15 protein-coding genes are annotated in these 16,983 nt (G+C 64.2%); 7 read left to right on the forward strand and 8 right to left on the reverse strand.

What is annotated here, in order from left to right:
* Positions 1 to 22 precede the first annotated feature (22 nt).
* From F8S13_19475 to rsmI, 3 genes are read right to left on the reverse strand one after another with little or no spacing between them, the layout of a single operon-like run.
* Positions 23 to 1,294, reverse strand: a complete 1,272-nt coding sequence (locus F8S13_19475; GenBank protein KAB8141278.1) for a methyltransferase domain-containing protein — start codon at positions 1,292 to 1,294, stop codon at positions 23 to 25.
* Positions 1,291 to 2,526, reverse strand: a complete 1,236-nt coding sequence (locus F8S13_19480; protein ID KAB8141279.1) for a methyltransferase domain-containing protein — start codon at positions 2,524 to 2,526, stop codon at positions 1,291 to 1,293. Before F8S13_19480 ends, F8S13_19475 begins: the two co-directional genes overlap by 4 nt.
* Before the next feature lie 17 nt (positions 2,527 to 2,543).
* The gene (rsmI, locus tag F8S13_19485) at positions 2,544 to 3,296 is read right to left on the reverse strand and encodes a 16S rRNA (cytidine(1402)-2'-O)-methyltransferase (GenBank protein ID KAB8141280.1); all 753 of its coding nucleotides are present in this window, start codon (positions 3,294 to 3,296) and stop codon (positions 2,544 to 2,546) included.
* A gap of 780 nt (positions 3,297 to 4,076) precedes the next feature.
* On the opposite strand from rsmI, the gene F8S13_19490 reads away from it, so the two are divergent.
* Entirely contained in the window at positions 4,077 to 4,976 is a 900-nt protein-coding gene (locus tag F8S13_19490) for a pseudouridine-5'-phosphate glycosidase (protein KAB8141281.1), read from the forward strand.
* A 77-nt stretch (positions 4,977 to 5,053) separates the two neighbouring features.
* On the opposite strand, the gene F8S13_19495 is transcribed toward F8S13_19490, so the two are convergent.
* Positions 5,054 to 5,938: an oxidoreductase gene (locus F8S13_19495; protein KAB8141282.1), complete on the reverse strand. Its 885-nt coding sequence runs from the start codon at positions 5,936 to 5,938 to the stop codon at positions 5,054 to 5,056.
* 141 nt (positions 5,939 to 6,079) lie between these two features.
* Here F8S13_19495 and F8S13_19500 point away from each other — a divergent pair, with 141 nt between their 5' ends.
* Positions 6,080 to 6,934: a helix-turn-helix domain-containing protein gene (locus tag F8S13_19500; protein ID KAB8141283.1), complete on the forward strand. Its 855-nt coding sequence runs from the start codon at positions 6,080 to 6,082 to the stop codon at positions 6,932 to 6,934.
* An 84-nt stretch (positions 6,935 to 7,018) separates the two neighbouring features.
* On the opposite strand, the gene F8S13_19505 is transcribed toward F8S13_19500, so the two are convergent.
* The gene (locus F8S13_19505) at positions 7,019 to 7,903 is read right to left on the reverse strand and encodes an oxidoreductase (protein ID KAB8141284.1); all 885 of its coding nucleotides are present in this window, start codon (positions 7,901 to 7,903) and stop codon (positions 7,019 to 7,021) included.
* 135 nt (positions 7,904 to 8,038) lie between these two features.
* Between F8S13_19505 and F8S13_19510 the strand changes: the two genes are divergently transcribed.
* Positions 8,039 to 8,893: a helix-turn-helix domain-containing protein gene (locus F8S13_19510; GenBank protein ID KAB8141285.1), complete on the forward strand. Its 855-nt coding sequence runs from the start codon at positions 8,039 to 8,041 to the stop codon at positions 8,891 to 8,893.
* A gap of 52 nt (positions 8,894 to 8,945) precedes the next feature.
* On the opposite strand, the gene F8S13_19515 is transcribed toward F8S13_19510, so the two are convergent.
* From F8S13_19515 to F8S13_19525, 3 genes are all read right to left on the reverse strand, one after another.
* The gene (locus tag F8S13_19515; GenBank protein KAB8141286.1) at positions 8,946 to 9,458 is read right to left on the reverse strand and encodes a hypothetical protein; all 513 of its coding nucleotides are present in this window, start codon (positions 9,456 to 9,458) and stop codon (positions 8,946 to 8,948) included.
* A 16-nt stretch (positions 9,459 to 9,474) separates the two neighbouring features.
* Positions 9,475 to 9,879: a hypothetical protein gene (locus F8S13_19520; protein ID KAB8141287.1), complete on the reverse strand. Its 405-nt coding sequence runs from the start codon at positions 9,877 to 9,879 to the stop codon at positions 9,475 to 9,477.
* 1,135 nt (positions 9,880 to 11,014) lie between these two features.
* Complete coding sequence (locus F8S13_19525) at positions 11,015 to 12,604, reverse strand: hypothetical protein (GenBank protein ID KAB8141288.1); 1,590 nt, start codon at positions 12,602 to 12,604, stop codon at positions 11,015 to 11,017.
* 484 nt (positions 12,605 to 13,088) lie between these two features.
* On the opposite strand from F8S13_19525, the gene F8S13_19530 reads away from it, so the two are divergent.
* The 4 genes from F8S13_19530 to F8S13_19545 all read left to right on the forward strand — a co-directional run bounded on the left by F8S13_19530 (position 13,089) and on the right by F8S13_19545 (position 16,767).
* The gene (locus tag F8S13_19530) at positions 13,089 to 13,700 is read left to right on the forward strand and encodes a trimeric intracellular cation channel family protein (protein KAB8141289.1); all 612 of its coding nucleotides are present in this window, start codon (positions 13,089 to 13,091) and stop codon (positions 13,698 to 13,700) included.
* 1,030 nt (positions 13,701 to 14,730) lie between these two features.
* Positions 14,731 to 15,468, forward strand: coding sequence for a DUF4343 domain-containing protein (locus F8S13_19535; protein ID KAB8141290.1), 738 nt, complete (start codon positions 14,731 to 14,733; stop codon positions 15,466 to 15,468).
* A 58-nt stretch (positions 15,469 to 15,526) separates the two neighbouring features.
* Positions 15,527 to 16,258: a hypothetical protein gene (locus F8S13_19540; protein KAB8141291.1), complete on the forward strand. Its 732-nt coding sequence runs from the start codon at positions 15,527 to 15,529 to the stop codon at positions 16,256 to 16,258.
* Positions 16,255 to 16,767 (forward strand): GNAT family N-acetyltransferase, encoded by a 513-nt coding sequence (locus F8S13_19545; GenBank protein ID KAB8141292.1) that lies wholly within the window; start codon positions 16,255 to 16,257, stop codon positions 16,765 to 16,767. Before F8S13_19540 ends, F8S13_19545 begins: the two co-directional genes overlap by 4 nt.
* Positions 16,768 to 16,983: the final 216 nt, after the last annotated feature.

A 16,983-nucleotide genomic window follows, 5' to 3' on the forward strand; every position in this document is an offset into this window, starting at 1 on the left:
GCGGCGGTCTGCTGGCGAACCGTCATGGCGTTGGCCCTTCCTCTTGCTTCATGGCCACCAGCGCGGTGGCCAGCCCGCCATCCAGCGGCGCGAGCGCCACGGCGTAGCCCCGCGACTCAAACTCGTATGCCAGCGGCCCCAGCCCCACGCTCTCGCGCGCGTAGCGGTGCAACGCCAGGTAGAGCGCCGGGCACTTCAGAAAGAGCCGCGCCACCAGCGGTATCGTAGACCGCATATACCATAGATACGCCCAGCGCAGCCCTAGGTTGCGTGGCAGCGTCAGATCCACCAGCCCAACGACGCCGTTGGGCGCGAGCAGCCGGTCCACCTCGTCCGCCAGCCGCATTTGCTCGGCCTGCCGCAGCCCCAGCGTCCCAAAGGCGCAGGTCACCACATCCGCGCAGCCGCTCGGCAGCCCATTTGCCAGCGCATCGGCCTCCACCACATCCACGCCCACCACCCGCCGTAGCCGCGCCGCCACCCCAGGAGCAGACTCCACCACCGTCACCTTGCCCGCGCCCACCCGCCGCACCAGCGCGCGGCTCAGCGCCCCCGTGCCCGCCATCAGGTCCACCGCGCGCATGCCGGGCCGCAGATCCAGCCGGGCCAGCAGCGCGCCCCGCCAGCGCGCCAGCATACCCAGCCCCGCCAGGTACTCCATCCGATCAGCAATCTCCGGGGCCATGTCGAACAGCGCGCGGCGACCCTCGGGCAGGTAGGGGTCGAGCACATAGGGCACGGGGCGATAGTAGGGTAGCTCCACTACCCCCACCGTGCGGATGGCGCTGGTGGTAATGCGCTGCGTGGCCCAGAACAGATAGAGCGTCGATAGGCTGAACACGCTCTGAACGAGAAACTCGAACGTATCCATCCCGATCAAAAATAACCTATTCATGCTCTGTTGAATCGCTACTATGGATACGGCCAGCGGCAAAAGCCACATGAGTGCTTGGTAGAGCCGATATGAGCGCATCGGGTAGAGTAAGATGGAGGTAAGCAGCGCGCCAATCAGCCCGAGGGCCACCCCGGAGATCCCACCAAAAAGAGCGGTAATGATCAGCGAGAGAATGATCGAAAAACCACTGCCCAGAGAGGAGAAACCATCAGAAAGGATGAGGCGTATCCACAGTACGATCAGGAAAAAAAGACTGCCCGTAACGCCATAGAGCAGGCTCTGCACGAGGATGTGCCAGAACACCTGCTGGCGCGTCGCCCGTGGGGCAGGCAACACCAGCGAGGCAGGGTCGGGTGCCGTTGTTGCATCTGCCGCTGTCTGCTGCTGAATCGTTCTCATAACGCTTTCGCTCCATCCCCCGGTTTCATCGCCACCAGCGCAGTGGCCAGCCCGCCATCCAGCGGCGCAAGCGCCACGGCGTAGCCACGGGTCTCGAAGCGCCGCGACAGCGCCTCAAAGCCCGCGAATTCGCGCAGGTAGCCGGGCAGCAGCCGGTAGAGCAGCGGCAGCTGCTGGGTGAGCTGGCCCACCAGCACCACCGCCGTGCGCAGGTACAGCAGGTAGGCCCAGCGCAGCGGCGCAAGGCGCGGCAGCGACAGATCCAGCACGCCCACCAGGCCGTTGGGCGCGAGGATACGGTCAATCTCTTCCACCAGCTGATCTTGCTCGCCCGCATCCAGCGCCACCACGCCAAAGGCGCAGGTCACCACGTCCACGCTCGCACGAGGCAGCGAGGTCGCCAGGCAGCTCTCGCACAGCAGCCGCACCGGCCCGCCCTCGGGCGCACGCTGCAGCATGCCCTCCACATAGTCGACCATTGTCAGGTGGCCCGCCGCGCCCACCCGCCGCAGAATGCAGCCCTGCAGCTGCCCTGCGCCGCTCATCAGGTCGGCCACGCGCATGCCGGGCCGCAGGTCCAGCCGCGCCAGCAGCGCCTCGCGCCAGCGCGCCAGCAGCCCCAGGCCCGCCAGCCGCTCCACAGCCGGGTAGGAGCCCGGCATCAGCTCGTACATATAGCGCTGAAAGAAGTTACCGCTCTGCTGAAGGAGCAGCTGGTTGGGCACAGAAACAAGGTTGGTCACACCGACCTTGTTTATGCCAACATGGGCAAGAACATTGACAAACAGGAAAATTGGAAACGCTGGTATTGGCAGAAGCCCAAGGACCGGATTCATTCCGATAGGTAGTATCAGAAAAGCGCACATTCCCAGCAGCGCTATGTTGAGGGCGGTAAAAAATGGCCAGGCGGCTCGCATCGGGTAGAAGACAGCCCCCACCAGCCCCACGAACAACCCTACCGCCAGACCCACGCCGGATCCGACCAGCGCTAGGAAAAAGAGGAGCCCTATGGCGGTGCCTATCTCTCGCGCTAAAAGCGCCAGGCCGCCAAACAGCGCCGCCAACACCATCGCGCTCAGGAAGCCATACTTTATCCCCTTGCCAATCATCAAGGCAAAAAGCTCCCCCCGCCCTACCTGCGGCACTGCGGCTAGGGAAGGAAAAAACAGCGCCAGCTCCGGCGGCGGGCCGGACGGCGGGGCGGGGTGCTTTTTGACGACGGTGGCGGGCATGGCGGTGCTCCTCGGCGCTAGTCCTCGTCCCCGGCATCCTCCCAGGTCTCATCGGGCTGCTCGGCGTCTCCGGCCTCCTCGGCATCGTCCTCGGGGGCGGGCGGGCGCTCATCGGTCCCGGCGATCACCACCACATACTCGCCCTTGGGCTTCTCACCCACCCGCGCGATCAGCTCGGAGAGCCTGCCGCGCTCGACCAGCTCGAACTTCTTGGTCAGGTCGTTGGCCAGCGCCGCCTCGCGGTTGCCCAGCACCTCCAGCGCATCGGCCAGGAAGGCGCGGATGCGGTGGACGCTCTCGTAGAACACCAGGGTGTGGGGCGCATACTGGTCGACGGCGATAAAGCGACGGCGCGGCCCGGGCTTGCGCGGCGGGAAGCCGCGAAACGTGAAGCTGTGCGAGGGCAGACCCGAGAGCACCAGCGCCATCACCACCGCCGACGCGCCGGGCAGCATGGTGAACTCCAGGCCCTCCTCGATGGCCCGCCGCACGATGGTGAAGCCCGGGTCGGAGATGCCCGGCGTGCCCGCGTCGGAGACGATCGCCACCGACTGCCCGGCCCTGAGCATGCCGATGATCCGCTCGCCCACGTGGCGCTCGTTGTGCTCGTGGAAGGAGATCTGGGGCTTCTTGATATCGAAGTGGCGCAGCAGCACGCTGGTGGTGCGCGTGTCCTCGCTGGCGATCACATCGACGCTCTTCAGCGTCTCGATCGCGCGCAGGGTCATATCGCCAAGGTTGCCAATGGGGGTTGCGACAAGGTAGAGCATGGGATCTTTCTGCACGAAAGGCCGCAGTGCGCGGCGTTGACGAATGCAGCGGCTATTATAGCAAACATGTGCCCCGCTGAGCGAATGCCCATCGAATGAGCCAGGGCGTCGGCGTGCTCATTCGGCAGAACATATTTACCACCAGACTCCAAGACTCCAAGGAACAAACGGAAACATATACCACGAAGGCGCGAAGGGAAACAAGCAATCGATCTCGTAGGGGGCATATGGCGCTGGTTGCCAGGGCCTCTGCGTTCTCGGTCGGCAGCACGTGCTTATCACCAAGAGCCAAGACCCAAGGGACAAAAAGAACCCACGTGCCCTTGGTGACTTTTCCCTACCCTTCTGCTATTATTCTCGCTATTTCGTCATTCTTTTATTCATATAATTTCATATATCATCATATAAACAATAACAGCAAAATAACACGCATATTCCCCCCAATCACCATCATATATTCTAACTTCTCACATCCTAGCTTCAAAAACCTTGGGGCTGGGGGTCTTGGTGGGAAAGCATCATCTTCGCAGTTGCGCCGTAGCAGCAGGCGGCGGTACAATAGCAGGGTATGAGAACGCCCGCGACGGCCCCGCCGTCTACCGCAGCGCCACAGCGGCGCGGCACCGACATCATGGAACCACAGCAGCCTAGGTGCGCACCCGCACGCCCAGCAGCGCTCACATCCCCCTCGGGCTGACCCGATCAGCCACCCCGCCGCCGATGACACGATGGTGCGACCGACGCGCCACGGCATCTTCATTTATAGAAAGGGTCTTCACTATGATTCACACCCCCGAGCACATTCGCGCCGCGATCGCCGAAGGACGCCCGGTGGTTGCCCTTGAGAGCACCGTCATCTCACACGGGCTTCCCTACCCCCACAACCTTGAGCTAGCCCGCGACATGGAGGCCGAGATCCGCGCCGCAGGGGCCATCCCGGCCACCATCGGCGTGGTGAAGGGCGTGCCGACCGTGGGCATGAGCGACGAGGAGGTCATCCACTTCGCCCAGGAGAAGGACATCCTCAAGCTCTCGCGCCGCGATATCGGGCACTGCGTGGCCCACGGGCGCAGCGGAGCCACCACCGTGGCCGCCACCATGGCGCTGGCTGCGCTGGCCGGGGTAAAGGTGTTCGCCACCGGCGGCATCGGCGGCGTGCACCGTGGCGCGCGCGACACCTGGGATGTGTCGGCGGACATGACCGAGCTGAGCCGCACCCAGGTGCTGGTGGTCTGCGCGGGCGCAAAGTCGATCCTCGACCTGCCCGCCACGCTGGAGTACCTGGAGACGGCGGGCGTGCCGGTGCTGGGCTACGGCACATCCGAGCTGCCCGCCTTCTACAGCGCCGAGAGCGGCCTGGCCGTGCCCGCGCGCGCCGACACCCCCGATGAGGCCGCCGCGATCTGGAAGGCCCACGAGGCCCTGGGTGGCGGCAGCGGCCTGCTGGTCACCGTGCCCCCGCCCGCCGAGGTGGCCCTGCCCCACAGCGCCATCGACGGCGCGATCGAGCGGGCGCTGGCCAAGGCCGAGGCGGCGGGCGTGCGCGGCCAGGCGGTCACGCCGTTCCTGCTGGCCTCGGTGGCCGAGGAGACCGAGGGCGAGAGCATGCGCACCAACATCGCGCTGCTGCGCCAGAACGCCTGCATCGCCGCAGCTATCGCCGCCAGCATCGCATCGTAGCGCCACGGGCTGCGAGCGCAGCACGGCCCGCCACACTGGTGTGTGGCGGGCCGTGGTGGTTTATGGCAGAAGGCGCGCTACGCCCCGATGGCATCCAGCTCGGCCACATCCTCGGGGGCGAGCACGAGCGCGGCGGCGGCCACGTTCTCGCGCAGGTGCGCCACCGACGAGGTGCCCGCGATCAGCAGGATGTTGGGCGAGCGCTGCAGCAGCCAGGCCTGCGCCACCGCCATGGGCGTGGCCCCCAGGCGCGCCGCCACCGCGCTCAGCGCCTCCGACTGCAGCGGCGAGAAGCCGCCCAGCGGGAAGTACGGCACGTAGGCAATACCCTGCTGGTTCAGCTGGTCGATCAGCGCGTCGTCGGTGCGGTTGGCCAGGTTGTAGAGGTTCTGCACGCACACCACCGGCGCGATCGCTAGGCACTCGGCCACCTGCTCGGCGTTCACCGTGCTCAGCCCCAGGTGGCGGATGAGGCCCTGCTTCTGCAGGTCGACCAGCACGCCAAACTCCTCGGCGATCGACCCCGGCTCGGGCCCAAGCAGGCCGCCCACGCGCAGGTTGACCACATCCAGCGCCTCCAGGCCCAGGTTGCGCAGGTTGTCGTGCACGGCCTCGCGCAGCTCGCGCGGGCTGCGGGCGGGCGGCCAGCCGCCCTGCTCGTCGCGGCGCGAGCCGACCTTGGTGATGATGTGCAGGCCCTCGGGGTAGGGGTGCAGCGCCTCCTTGATGATCTGGTTGGTGATGTACGGGCCATAGATATCGCTGGTGTCGATATGATTGATGCCGAGGGCCAGAGCCTCGCGCAGTACCGCCACGGCGGCGGCACGGTCGGCGGGCGGGCCGAACGCGCCGGGGCCAGCCAGCTGCATCGCGCCGTAGCCGATGCGGTTGACCGTCAGGCCCGGGGCCATGGTGAAGGTGCCAGCGGCGGCGGCGGGCAGGTCGCGATATGTCTGTGTCATGTCGTCTCTCTCCTCATTGGTCTGCGCGCATCTCACCTAAGTGCGCTCAGGAAGAGTATAATGATCTGACCGACAAACAAACAGAGCCTCTCTATGGTACGAGTCCAGATGGTATGATAGTAGAGCAATGGATAGATCACCATGAGCGATGAACAGCGACGGCACGAGCTGGCCGATTTTCTGCGCACGCGGCGCATGCGCATCTCGCCCGAGCAGGCGGGCCTCTTCAGCGGCGGGCGGCGGCGCACCCCTGGCCTGCGCCGCGAGGAGGTGGCCCACCTGGCCCATGTGGGCATCTCGTGGTACATCATGCTGGAGCAGGGCCAGGACATCCGGCCCTCGCGCGCGGTGCTGCAGAGCATCGCCGACGCGCTGCAGCTCAGCCCGGTCGAGCGCCAGCACATGTTCGTGCTGGCCGACCAGGGGCCGCTGCCCGCCGACCTGCCCGACGATGAGGGGCAGATCAGCCCGGCGCTCCAGCGTATGCTCGATGCCCTTGAGCCGCTGCCCGCCTACGTGGTGGGCTACCGCTGGAACTATCTGGCCTGGAACACCGCCGCCGCCGAGATACTGAACCTGGAGAGCGCACCTGGACCCTATAGGACCAACGCGCTCTGGAGCATGTTCACCGATACCGAGATCCGCCAGCTGCACCCCGACACCTGGGAGCAGGTGGCCCAGAAGATGCTGGCCGAGTTCCGCGCCGACAGTGCGCCCCACATGCACGACCCGTGGCTGCAGCGCCTAATCGCCGACCTGCAGGACGCCAGCCCCGAGTTCCGCACCTGGTGGCACCGCCACGACATCCGCGCCAAGGCCGACTCGGTCAAGCGCATCATCCACCCGCTGATGGGCTCGCTGGCGTTCGAGCACACCATCCTGCAGGCGGTCGCCGCGCCCGGCCTGAAGGTGATGGTGTGCGCACCGCTGCCCGGCACCGACACGATGGAGAAGATCCAAGAGCTGCTAGAGATAGCCCAAGCGCAGGGCATATAGCGCCCGCCACACCCCAGCGCCGCACGCACACGGCCCGCCACACTGGTGTGTGGTGGGCCGTGCGCGTTGTGGGGCAAAAGCGGGCTACGCCCCGATGGTGTCCAGCTCGGCCACATCCTCGGGGGCGAGCACGAGCGCGGCGGCGGCCACGTTCTCGCGCAGGTGCGCCACCGACGAGGTGCCCGCGATCAGCAGGATGTTGGGCGAGCGCTGCAGCAGCCAGGCCTGCGCCACCGCCATGGGCGTGGCCCCCAGGCGCGCCGCCACCGCGCTCAGCGCCTCCGACTGCAGCGGCGAGAAGCCGCCCAGCGGGAAGTACGGCACGTAGGCGATGCCCTGCTGGTTCAGCTGGTCGATCAGCGCGTCGTCGGTGCGGTTGGCCAGATTGTAGAGGTTCTGCACGCACACCACCGGCGCGATCGCTAGGCACTCGGCCACCTGCTCGGCGTTCACCGTGCTCAGCCCCAGGTGGCGGATGAGGCCCTGCTTCTGCAGGTCGGCCAGCACGCCAAACTCCTCGGCGATCGACCCCGGCTCGGGCGCACCCAGGCCACCCATGCGCAGGTTGACCACCTCCATCTGCTCTAGGCCCAGGTTGCGCAGGTTGTCGTGCACGGCCTCGCGCAGCTCGCGCGGGCTGCGGGCGTGCGGCCAGCCGCCCTGCTCGTCGCGGCGTGCGCCGACCTTGGTGACGATGTGCAGGCCCTCGGGGTAGGGGTACAGCGCCTCCTTGATGATCTGGTTGGTGACGTGCGGGCCGTAGAAGTCGCTGGTGTCGATATGGTCGATGCCCAGCGCCAGGGCCTCGCGCAGCACGGCCACGGCGGCGGCACGGTCGGCGGGTGGGCCGAACACGCCAGGCCCGGCCAGCTGCATCGCGCCGTAGCCGATGCGGTTAACCGTCAGGCCCGGGGCCATGGTGAAGGTGCCAGCGGCGGCGGCGGGCAGGTCGCGATATGTCTGCGTCATGTCGTCTCTCTCCTCGTTGGTCGGCGCGCACCTCAGCTAGATGCGACAAGAGAGAGTATAATGGTCTGGCAATCATACGACCAGAGCTGCGCTATCCTATGATTCGCACTCATAGGATACGGTGGGGAGATCACCATGAGCGATGAACAGCGGCGGCACGAGCTGGCCGAATTCCTGCGCACGCGGCGCACGCGCATCTCGCCCGAGCAGGTGGGGCTGTTCGGCGGCGGGCGGCGGCGCACCCCCGGCCTGCGCCGCGAGGAGGTGGCCCACCTGGCCCACGTGGGGGTCTCGTGGTACACCCTGCTGGAGCAGGGCCGCGACATCCGGCCCTCGCGCGCGGTGCTGCAGAGCATCGCCGACGCGCTGCAGCTCAGCCCGGTCGAGCGCCAGCACATGTTCGTGCTGGCCGACCAGGGGCCGCTGCCCGCCGACCTGCCCGAGGAGGACGAGGAGATCAGCCCGGCGCTCCAGCGCATGCTGGATGCGCTGGACCCGCTGCCCGCCTACGTGATGAACGCCCGCTGGAACTACCTGGCCGGCAACCGAGCCGCCGTCGAGGTGCTGCGCATCCAGCGCTCGACCACGCCCTACGGCAACAACGCGATCTGGCGGATCTTCACCGACCCCGAGTCCCGCGCCATCCACCCCCATACCTGGGAACAGGTGGCCCAGAAGGTGCTGGCCGAGTTCCGCGCCGACAGCACGCCCTACATGCACGAGCCGTGGCTGCAGCGCCTGATCGCCGACCTGCAGGACGCCAGCCCCGAGTTCCGCGCCTGGTGGCCCCAGCACGACATCCGCGCCAAATCGGACTCGATCAAGCACATCATCCACCCGCTGGCGGGCGAGCTAAAGTTCGAGCACACCATCCTGCAGGCGGTCGCCGCGCCCGGCCTGAAGCTGATGGTCTACACGCCCCTGCCCGGCACCGACACGCTTGAGCGGCTGCAGCAGCTGCTGGGCGTGGGCGAGCCGCTGGGGGTGTAGGGCGTATGCTGACACACCGCAGCGCCATCACCTTACATCTGCGCATGTAAGCCTAACCAAAAACCCGAGCCAGCTGCCCCTTAACCACAGCAGCAGCCTCGGCGCTATACGCGCTGCCATAGGCCAAAGCCCACCGCTCCTGAAACTCGGCCAGCAGCACATCCGATGCCCCAGGTGGGGCCAGAGGAGCAGCGCGCAGCAGCCCATGCGCCTGGAAGTAGCGGATATGCGCCTCCACCGGCTCGGGAAAACCGCCTAGAAAATAGCCGCCCACCACCAGCAGCGGCACATCCTGCACGATCAGGATGGGAAAGCGGGGAATAGCCTGCGGGTTCGCAGGCGGCGGGATGCTCGGCTGGCCGAGCAGGACTGGCGGGAAGGCTTGCCCTTCCGGAAGATCAAAGAGCGTGCGCAGCAGCCAGAACAAGCCATAGCCTTGCGGGCGCGCCGCACCAATCTGAGCAAGCGCCTGCTCCTTCCCGAGCGGAAGCAGCTCGTTGACCGCCGCAATCACATCGACGGGGTTATAGTCCTCAAACTCCATGACCGCCACATGTGCTAGCATACCAGCCTCCTAACACTTACGACCCGATGGCGTAAACCGGCGTATGCCCAATCACGCTACCGTTTACCGCCAGCTGAACATGGTAGCAGCCTGCGTGGGGCAGCAGCAGCGGCGGTAGCTCCACCCCGAAGGATACCACCGCATCTGGGCTATCGCAGCGGATACCCAGCGGCTGTGTGGAAACAAGCGTATCGCCTGTCGTAACATCCACCAGCGAGATCCCAATGTCGGTGCTGCCCGCCAACCCCGACATCGAGACAAATAAACCGATCGTTCGAGGGAAGGTAGCGGGAAAGGCCGCCACATTCAGCTGGTGAAACGTACCCGAGATCACATACTTGCCGCTCTCGCGATCTTGGTAGATGTGGTCGGCCAGCAGAAGCGCATGAAGCTGGACTGCTGGAAAGCTCGCCCCTGTCATCGTCTAGCCCCTCCCCGCCCTAGCCAGCCAACGCAGCCCATGCCGACAGCGACAGCATAGCCAGAGCGCGATGCATTGCCGTACCTGCCCCTCCACCTCTGCCGCCACGACGAAGCCGGGCGAAAGCGCGCAGCCACATACGGAAGCAGCGAAAAACGCGCAGTGCTAGCATAAAGGGCGACTCTACTACCTGGCCGATCCAGTATGGGTTGGCGTGGCACCCGTTGAATCCCAGGTGCCTTGGGCATAGCGGTGGAGCCGCGCAACACCCAGGCCAGCCGGCTCGGTTGTACTGGAGAGCAGGATACCTGCATCTGGAGCATTGCCTGCGGCAAAGCCCTGCGTCGCAGGGTCGGTGGTGGTGAAGAAGACCTTACCAGTCATCGACCAATGGCCGGTAGTGTTTGGCCCATGGCCTGGCCGGATCCAATAGTCATTATTTGGGCCAACGTTTGGTGTTATCGTACTAGCCCCATCGACCGCCCAGGCCTCCCAGTAGTGTGGGGTTGGCACGGGGCCAGCGAGATCGGCCCCAGTATCATCCTGGGCGCGGTAGGTGTTCTCTATCTCTTGCACGATCCAGCCATTTGCGCCGGTAGTGCTAAAGCCAACACGCCAGTCGAAGTGGCCATGGTCGTTCCAGGTTGGGCCAGCGTTGGTCGTCGAAGAGATCGAGACCCCGGTTAGAGCACCGACCGTAGACCCCACGATATTGCCGAGTGTCGTGCCGACGGGCCGTGCGATATCACCCACGGCCTCGCCAAAAGTCTTTCCGCCGATAAAGGTATCGGCGCTATCTTGCTCGATGCCGGGCGCGAGGCCGCCCACAGGGGCGGGGGCTGGGGATGACGAGGCTATCGGGGGGGCATGCAAGGGCAGCTGCCCAAAGCTGTGATGCAGCTGTGGTGGGCTGCTTGGGGCAGTGTTAGCGCTAGCATCCTCATGATGCTGGATGGGAGTGCTCTCCTCCTGCTTGCGCGATAGTGATCGCATGCCTAATCCCCTTTCATGCGGTTCGACTCCATCAACGAATATTCAGGCCCCGCGAGTGCGCAGCACCTAGGGCGAGGGATACCTACATGTCAACAAAAACGCCACATCTTGGTGTTTTCGAGTAGCAAGCATTTGGGTGGCCTTAGCTCAGCGGCAGGTGTTTCCCACAGTGCCCAAGCACAATCACCCGATCTTTTGCATGCCAGGCAAAATGTGCTCGCCACGTTTGCGCGACGCTATCTTTTACCCCTAATTTGAGATGGGAAAGCATCACTATGGGCTGAGATTGGTAGGTGAAGGTTCGGTACTGCACAAGACGTGACGTATTGCGCACCGTATCAGATTCTTTTGCTGCATAGCTCGACCCAAAAATCGCACGAGCTACATTGTCCCCCTGACCACTGTTGAGCGCTTCCCAATAATCAGTTGCGAGCTTCCAGAGCAACTGTAATACCTCTTCCGCCTGCCCAAACTGCACCGCGTCCCGGGCCGATTTGCACGCACTATCGAGCACCACTACGCGATCTGGGAATAGATTGCTGATGATATCTAACACATCGGTCAGCAAAAGATCTCTATTCCAGGCCTTACTCAGCGCAGCTCTGAGGGGTGCAAGTGCCTCTTTTGTATCCAGACGCCGATTCCGGCTCAGTTGCGCTTGCTCAAGTCGTGTCTGAAGATGTCGTTTCGCTTCTCGTTCTACGAAAAGGGCTGTATCAAGATCTTCTTTTTGCTCTGTAAGTATCCCTATTTGGTCGTTCAGATCTTGTATTGCTCTCTTCGCGTTTCTCTCGATCTCTTCGATATATGTGAGAAGAAAATCGCTTTCAAGCGTATTTTTCCCATATTCTTCAAGCTGACGCCTGAGAGCAATTTCCCGCACATGCTCTGGAGTGATATGCTTGCGCATGTGCGGAAGATTCGTCCCATGCGTGAGAGTCTGCAATATGCGTCGCTCCGGCTTTTCACCAGCATTTTTTATTTCCGCAATATCCTCGGCAGAGAACCAACGGGTATTTGCAGGAACGTAATCTGCTACATTGCGATGGTAGGGCCAGACAATCTTTACCGCACCATCCCAGGTATTGTAGAACTGACCAAGGAGGCGGCTCGAATCATGATGATCAACACCCCGAGGAAGGACATATACATCGGCCAATGTGGCAACTTGGAGGAGCAAAAACTCATCATCCACCAGATAGTTACCATCTTTTGCCGCACTCACAATAAGGATTGGGTGGCGGCGATCCCGTGATTCAATCCGACGCCGCAAATCGGGAAACGTTTCTTGGCCTATCCTATGTACAAACAGGCCTGGCGTTGTTGGGATCGGTATAGAATTGTTCAGCATCTCATTCACAAACCATGGTCGGCTCGCCTCAATCGCCGCCGGCACTCGCGAACTGATCTCGCTGGTGGAGAGCAGTACCGAAACACGGATCAGCCCTTCCTCCACAAGCATACCAACCTCTGTTGACCATTGGCGACCTACAACCTTATCATCAGGATGGGTGTAGCGCATGGCCCAGCTTCCAATATCTTCCTGCCTCATATTTCCGTTACAGACGAGTTCTACCATATGCCGCCCATGGTAACGCGTCTCCGTTCGCAAGAGATCCTCAAGCTCAACACCGACATGGATCTTCTTCCGGAACCAATAGGCAATGCTCTCAACTAATGACGGGATGGTTGTAGAGGACTCAAAGGTGATCGTAGTTGAATAGATAATCATCGCGCCTCCCTGGTGTACATGTTGCGCTAAAATTCTTTACATCAGAGTATAGAAAAAGCGGCCCGCGTGTACGGGCACAGAATTAGTGCGTGTCTGTCTCAGAACGATATCAAGACCTTCTCACGGCTTGAGATCCACGATCGCCTGCCCCTAGGCCAGCATCGCGGTCATCGCTGTGGCCAAGTCCTGCTGCACCACGGTCTCAGCCTGCTGGCCCAAAAACGCCAGCTAGGCATTGATATTGAGGTGCTGCTGGGGCTCAACTGCGCACGCTGGCATATTGATCGTCTTCCGGCGAATCTCCTGGAGACTGCCGATCTGCGTGGCCAAACCTGCACGCGGCGTTGCGCGACGCGCATCGGGCGGGGCGGGCGGGTGTGGTAGAATCGCGCTTCCGCTGGGTGGGGCAGGCGGGCACAACGTGGTGGCCGCGAAGCCGTTTCGCGCCAGTGGGCAGCCCCCGAGGGAACGCCAAACATCCGGTATGGACTTCTTCATCAAATGCATTGAGATCGTGGGCACGCTGGCCTTCGCCTGGTCGGGCATCATCGAGGCCCGCAAGAAGCAGATGGACCTGGTGGGACTCTACTCGGTGGCCATGATCACCGCCATCGGCGGCGGCACCGTGCGCGACATCCTGATCGACCAGTACCCGCTGTTCTGGATCGCCCAGCCCGAGTACCCCATGATGATCTTCATCCTGTGCCTGGTGGCCGCGCTGTTCCGCCAGCGCAGCTTCTCGCGGCCCTGGGCGCAGCGCGGCGTGCTCATCCTCGATGCGCTGGGCGTGGGGCTGTTCACCGCCACCGGCTGCTACCGCGCCTACCAGGCGGGCACGGGGGTGTTCGTGGCCATCCTGATGGGCGTGGTCACGTGCGTGTTCGGCGGGGTGGTGCGCGACATCATCTGCAACGAGGTGCCGGTGGTGTTCCAGCGCTCCGAGCTGTACGCCACCTGCTCGTTCATCGGCGGGGCGCTGTACATGGGCGTCATCCTGCTGGGCGGCGACCCCATGGCGGCCACGCTGGGTTGCATCCTCACGGTCACGGCGCTGCGGATCGCGGCCATGCGCTACCGCCTGACGCTGCCGATCTAGCCGAGCAATGGCTTTCTCATGACTATTCTGCAACATGGAACTCGTAGCCCCCGTTGGGCCAATTGTGAGCAATGCTTGCTGTGCTAGCCGGTCGGCCCGACCTCAGTGCCATATCCCCCATGGTGGTTCCGCCTAGTTGGTTGGTGGATGCCCTGCGTGGGCGGTACCTAGGGGGGCCTGCCCTCAACAGGTGTCACTTTTCCCGTCGGCGCTGGGCGTTTTTTCATTCGGCGATGGCATTGGTCGATGTTTGGTGGGTGGATGCCCTGCGCGGGCAGCGCCTAGGGGCCTGCCCCTAGGAACCCCGCGAGGGGGTGTCACCCCCTTCGAAACCCCCAATTTTGGGCGTTCCGATGCCGTTTCCTGGCGGCGGGCATTCGTGCATATAGCCATCAAGACTCTCGCGGCGCCTTCGCCGCATGGGCCAGGTGGGCTGGCATGCCACGATCATGGTTTGGTACATGGTTCATGGTCGGCAGGGCTTGGCACGCATAATAATGCGTTTCGCCGCTTCCAAATGAGCCACCTAGAAAAGTGACATCATGTGCGGGGGCCTGCCCCTAGGAACCCCGTGCGGGGGTATCGATCTCACATAGGATCGCATTTTGCGGGTTTCCCACAACCTTTTGGAAACTATGCGCGATCGGTTGTGGATGATGCTGCATTGCGATCATCGCCCCCAACCCGATGCCCGCAATGATCCGCAGTGGGTGTAGGGGCGGGCGCCGGATGCATCACCGTCATCGCAACCCTCTTCGATGTGCGCAATGGATGCGGTGCGGGCGGGCACGAGGCCCGTCCCTACCTCACGGATCGCATCACACAGGCCCAGCGGCAGCAGGGGACAGGTAAGATCCTGTGTCCCGCTTGCCCATTCTGCCCTGCCCCCCTTTGTGTCTTCGTGCCTTTGTGGTAAATCGGTTCGTTTATCTGGAAAGCATAGCCCCGTGCCAACCCGCCCGCAGCCCGATGCCACGCGGCCCAGCGCCGCTATACTTGAGACATCCGCCCGAATGTTTGGAGAAAGCCTATGCGCGCGTTCTTCCGCGCCGACGAGCAGCACGCGTACCCGTCCGCCAGCTTCGCCAGCGCCGCCGAGGGCTTCCGCGATCTGGGCTGGGAGTGCCTGCGCTACCAGGATGTGCGCAACATCCTGCCCCAGCTTGAGCGCGAGGATGTGGTCGTCGACTTCATCGACGAGACCTGCGCGGCGCTGCGCCACCTGGGCATCGCCCCGCCGAGCCTGCCCACCTACCCCGACGCACTGCGGCATCTGCTGGGCCGCAAGATCTGGGCATCCAGCATCAACGCGGTGGCCGCGCAGCCCGACATGTGGCCGGTGTTCGTGAAGCCGCGCGACGATGCCAAGACCTTCACGGGCGTGCTGGTGCGCGGCCCGCGCGACCTGGTGGGCTGCGGCAGCCAGGGGGCAGACACGCCGGTGTGGTGCTCGGAGCCGGTGCGCATGCTGGCCGAGTGGCGCTGCTTTGTGCGCTACGGGCAGGTGCTGGATGTGCGGCCCTACCGTGGCGACTGGCGGCTGCACTTCGACCCCGCCGTGATCGAGCAGGCCGTGGCGGCGTGGCATGGCCAGCCCAGGGGCGGCGCGCTCGACTTCGCGCTCGACGAGCGCGGGCGCACCCTGCTGATCGAGGCCAACGACGGCTTCGCGCTCGGCTCCTACGGGCTGCGGCCCCGCGACTACGCGCGGCTGCTGGCGGCGCGCTGGGCCGAGCTGACGGGCACGCCCGACAGCTGCGATTTCTAGCGTGGGTGTGCGGTATACTATGCGCGGATTATCGTGTGAATGAGAGTACCTTTTTCGTATGAGCATTGTGTTTCTCGATCTTGAGTGGGGCCAGATCTACGGCACCGCCGGGCGCGAGTTCTTCCCCACCGAGATCGGCATGGTGATCGCCCACGGCGAGGCGGGCGCGCCGACCTTCGTCAGCCGCAAGATCGCCCTCGACATCGACCTGGTCATCCGCAGAAACCGCGTGGACGGCGCGGGCAAGACCATCGGCTACAGCGAGAGCGTGGTGAACCTGGCTAGAGATGAGCATCAGAAGCCCTTCGACAGCCGGTTCCGCCTGGGCAAGCAGGACAGGCAGCGCATCCACACGCTCTATCGCGCCGCGCTAGACGAGCTGCGTGGCGCGGTCAATGCGGTTGTGGCGGCTGAACGGGTGCAGCACACCATTCTGTTTGGCGGCAGGAACGATATCAAGCTGCTGAACCAGGCCCGTGTCGACACCATCCGGCTGAACATCAGCGATCTCCAGCGCATCCTCCAGCGCGAGGTGGGCTACGTGTTCTCGCTCGACAAGATCTCGGGCGTGCTGGGCTTCCGCAGCAACGGGGCGCAGTTTGGCACGGCCAACTTCCGCTACGCGGTGCCGCGCGAGCACCGCCACATCATCAAGCCGCACCGCGCGCTGGGCGACGCCTGCCGGATCTTCGCGATCTTCCAGGAGTACCGCCGCGCCCACCCCTATGTGATCGAGCAGTGCCAGCGCTACCTGGCGCAGCAGGCCAGCGCGGCGGAGGCCAAGGCATGAGCAAGGCGCTCTGCATCCGCCCCGCGCTGCTGCCCGATCTGGCCGCGCTGTGCCGCGTGCGCTACGCCGAGATGCCTGGGATCCACGCCGACCGCATCCTGGCCAGCGATGGTGTGGCCTCAGCCTACCTGGTGGCCGCGCGCGGGCAGGATATCGTCGGCTTCGGCGTGCTGCAGATCGAGCGGCCCGAGCGCTGGGACGACCCGCACGGCCAGTTTCCCATGGTCATCGACCTGTTTGTGGATGCGGCCCAGCGCGGCCAGGGCTATGGCCGCGCCCTGCTGGGGGCCATGGAGCAGCTGGCCGCCGCCTGCGGCAAGGCCGCGCTGCACCTGAGCGTGGAGCCGCTGGAGAACCCGCGCGCGCTAGCGCTCTACCGCCGCCTGGGCTATGCGCCGCTTCAGGATGCGCCCTACCACAGCCAGTGGCGCTTCACCGACTCGCAGGGCGTGGAGCACTCCGGCGCGGAGTGGGTGATCGACATGCGCAAGCCGCTGGATAAAAGTTAGGCAATATGAGCACACCAGATATCTACCAGCCGACCTTTGTGCAAACACGGAGAGGCCGAGCTAGCAACGACTGCGCCATCGGCGTGCATGGCCGAAGCCTTCACATGGTGTCACTTTCTTGGGTGAGGCCTCTGGATGCGGCAAATGGATCAAAACCGTGTACCGGGGCATACCCATCGTATCGCTGACGCAAACCATGGTGCCCATGAGAACTGC

This window comes from Chloroflexia bacterium SDU3-3, assembly GCA_009268125.1.
Classification (GTDB): Bacteria; Chloroflexota; Chloroflexia; order Chloroflexales; family Roseiflexaceae; genus SDU3-3.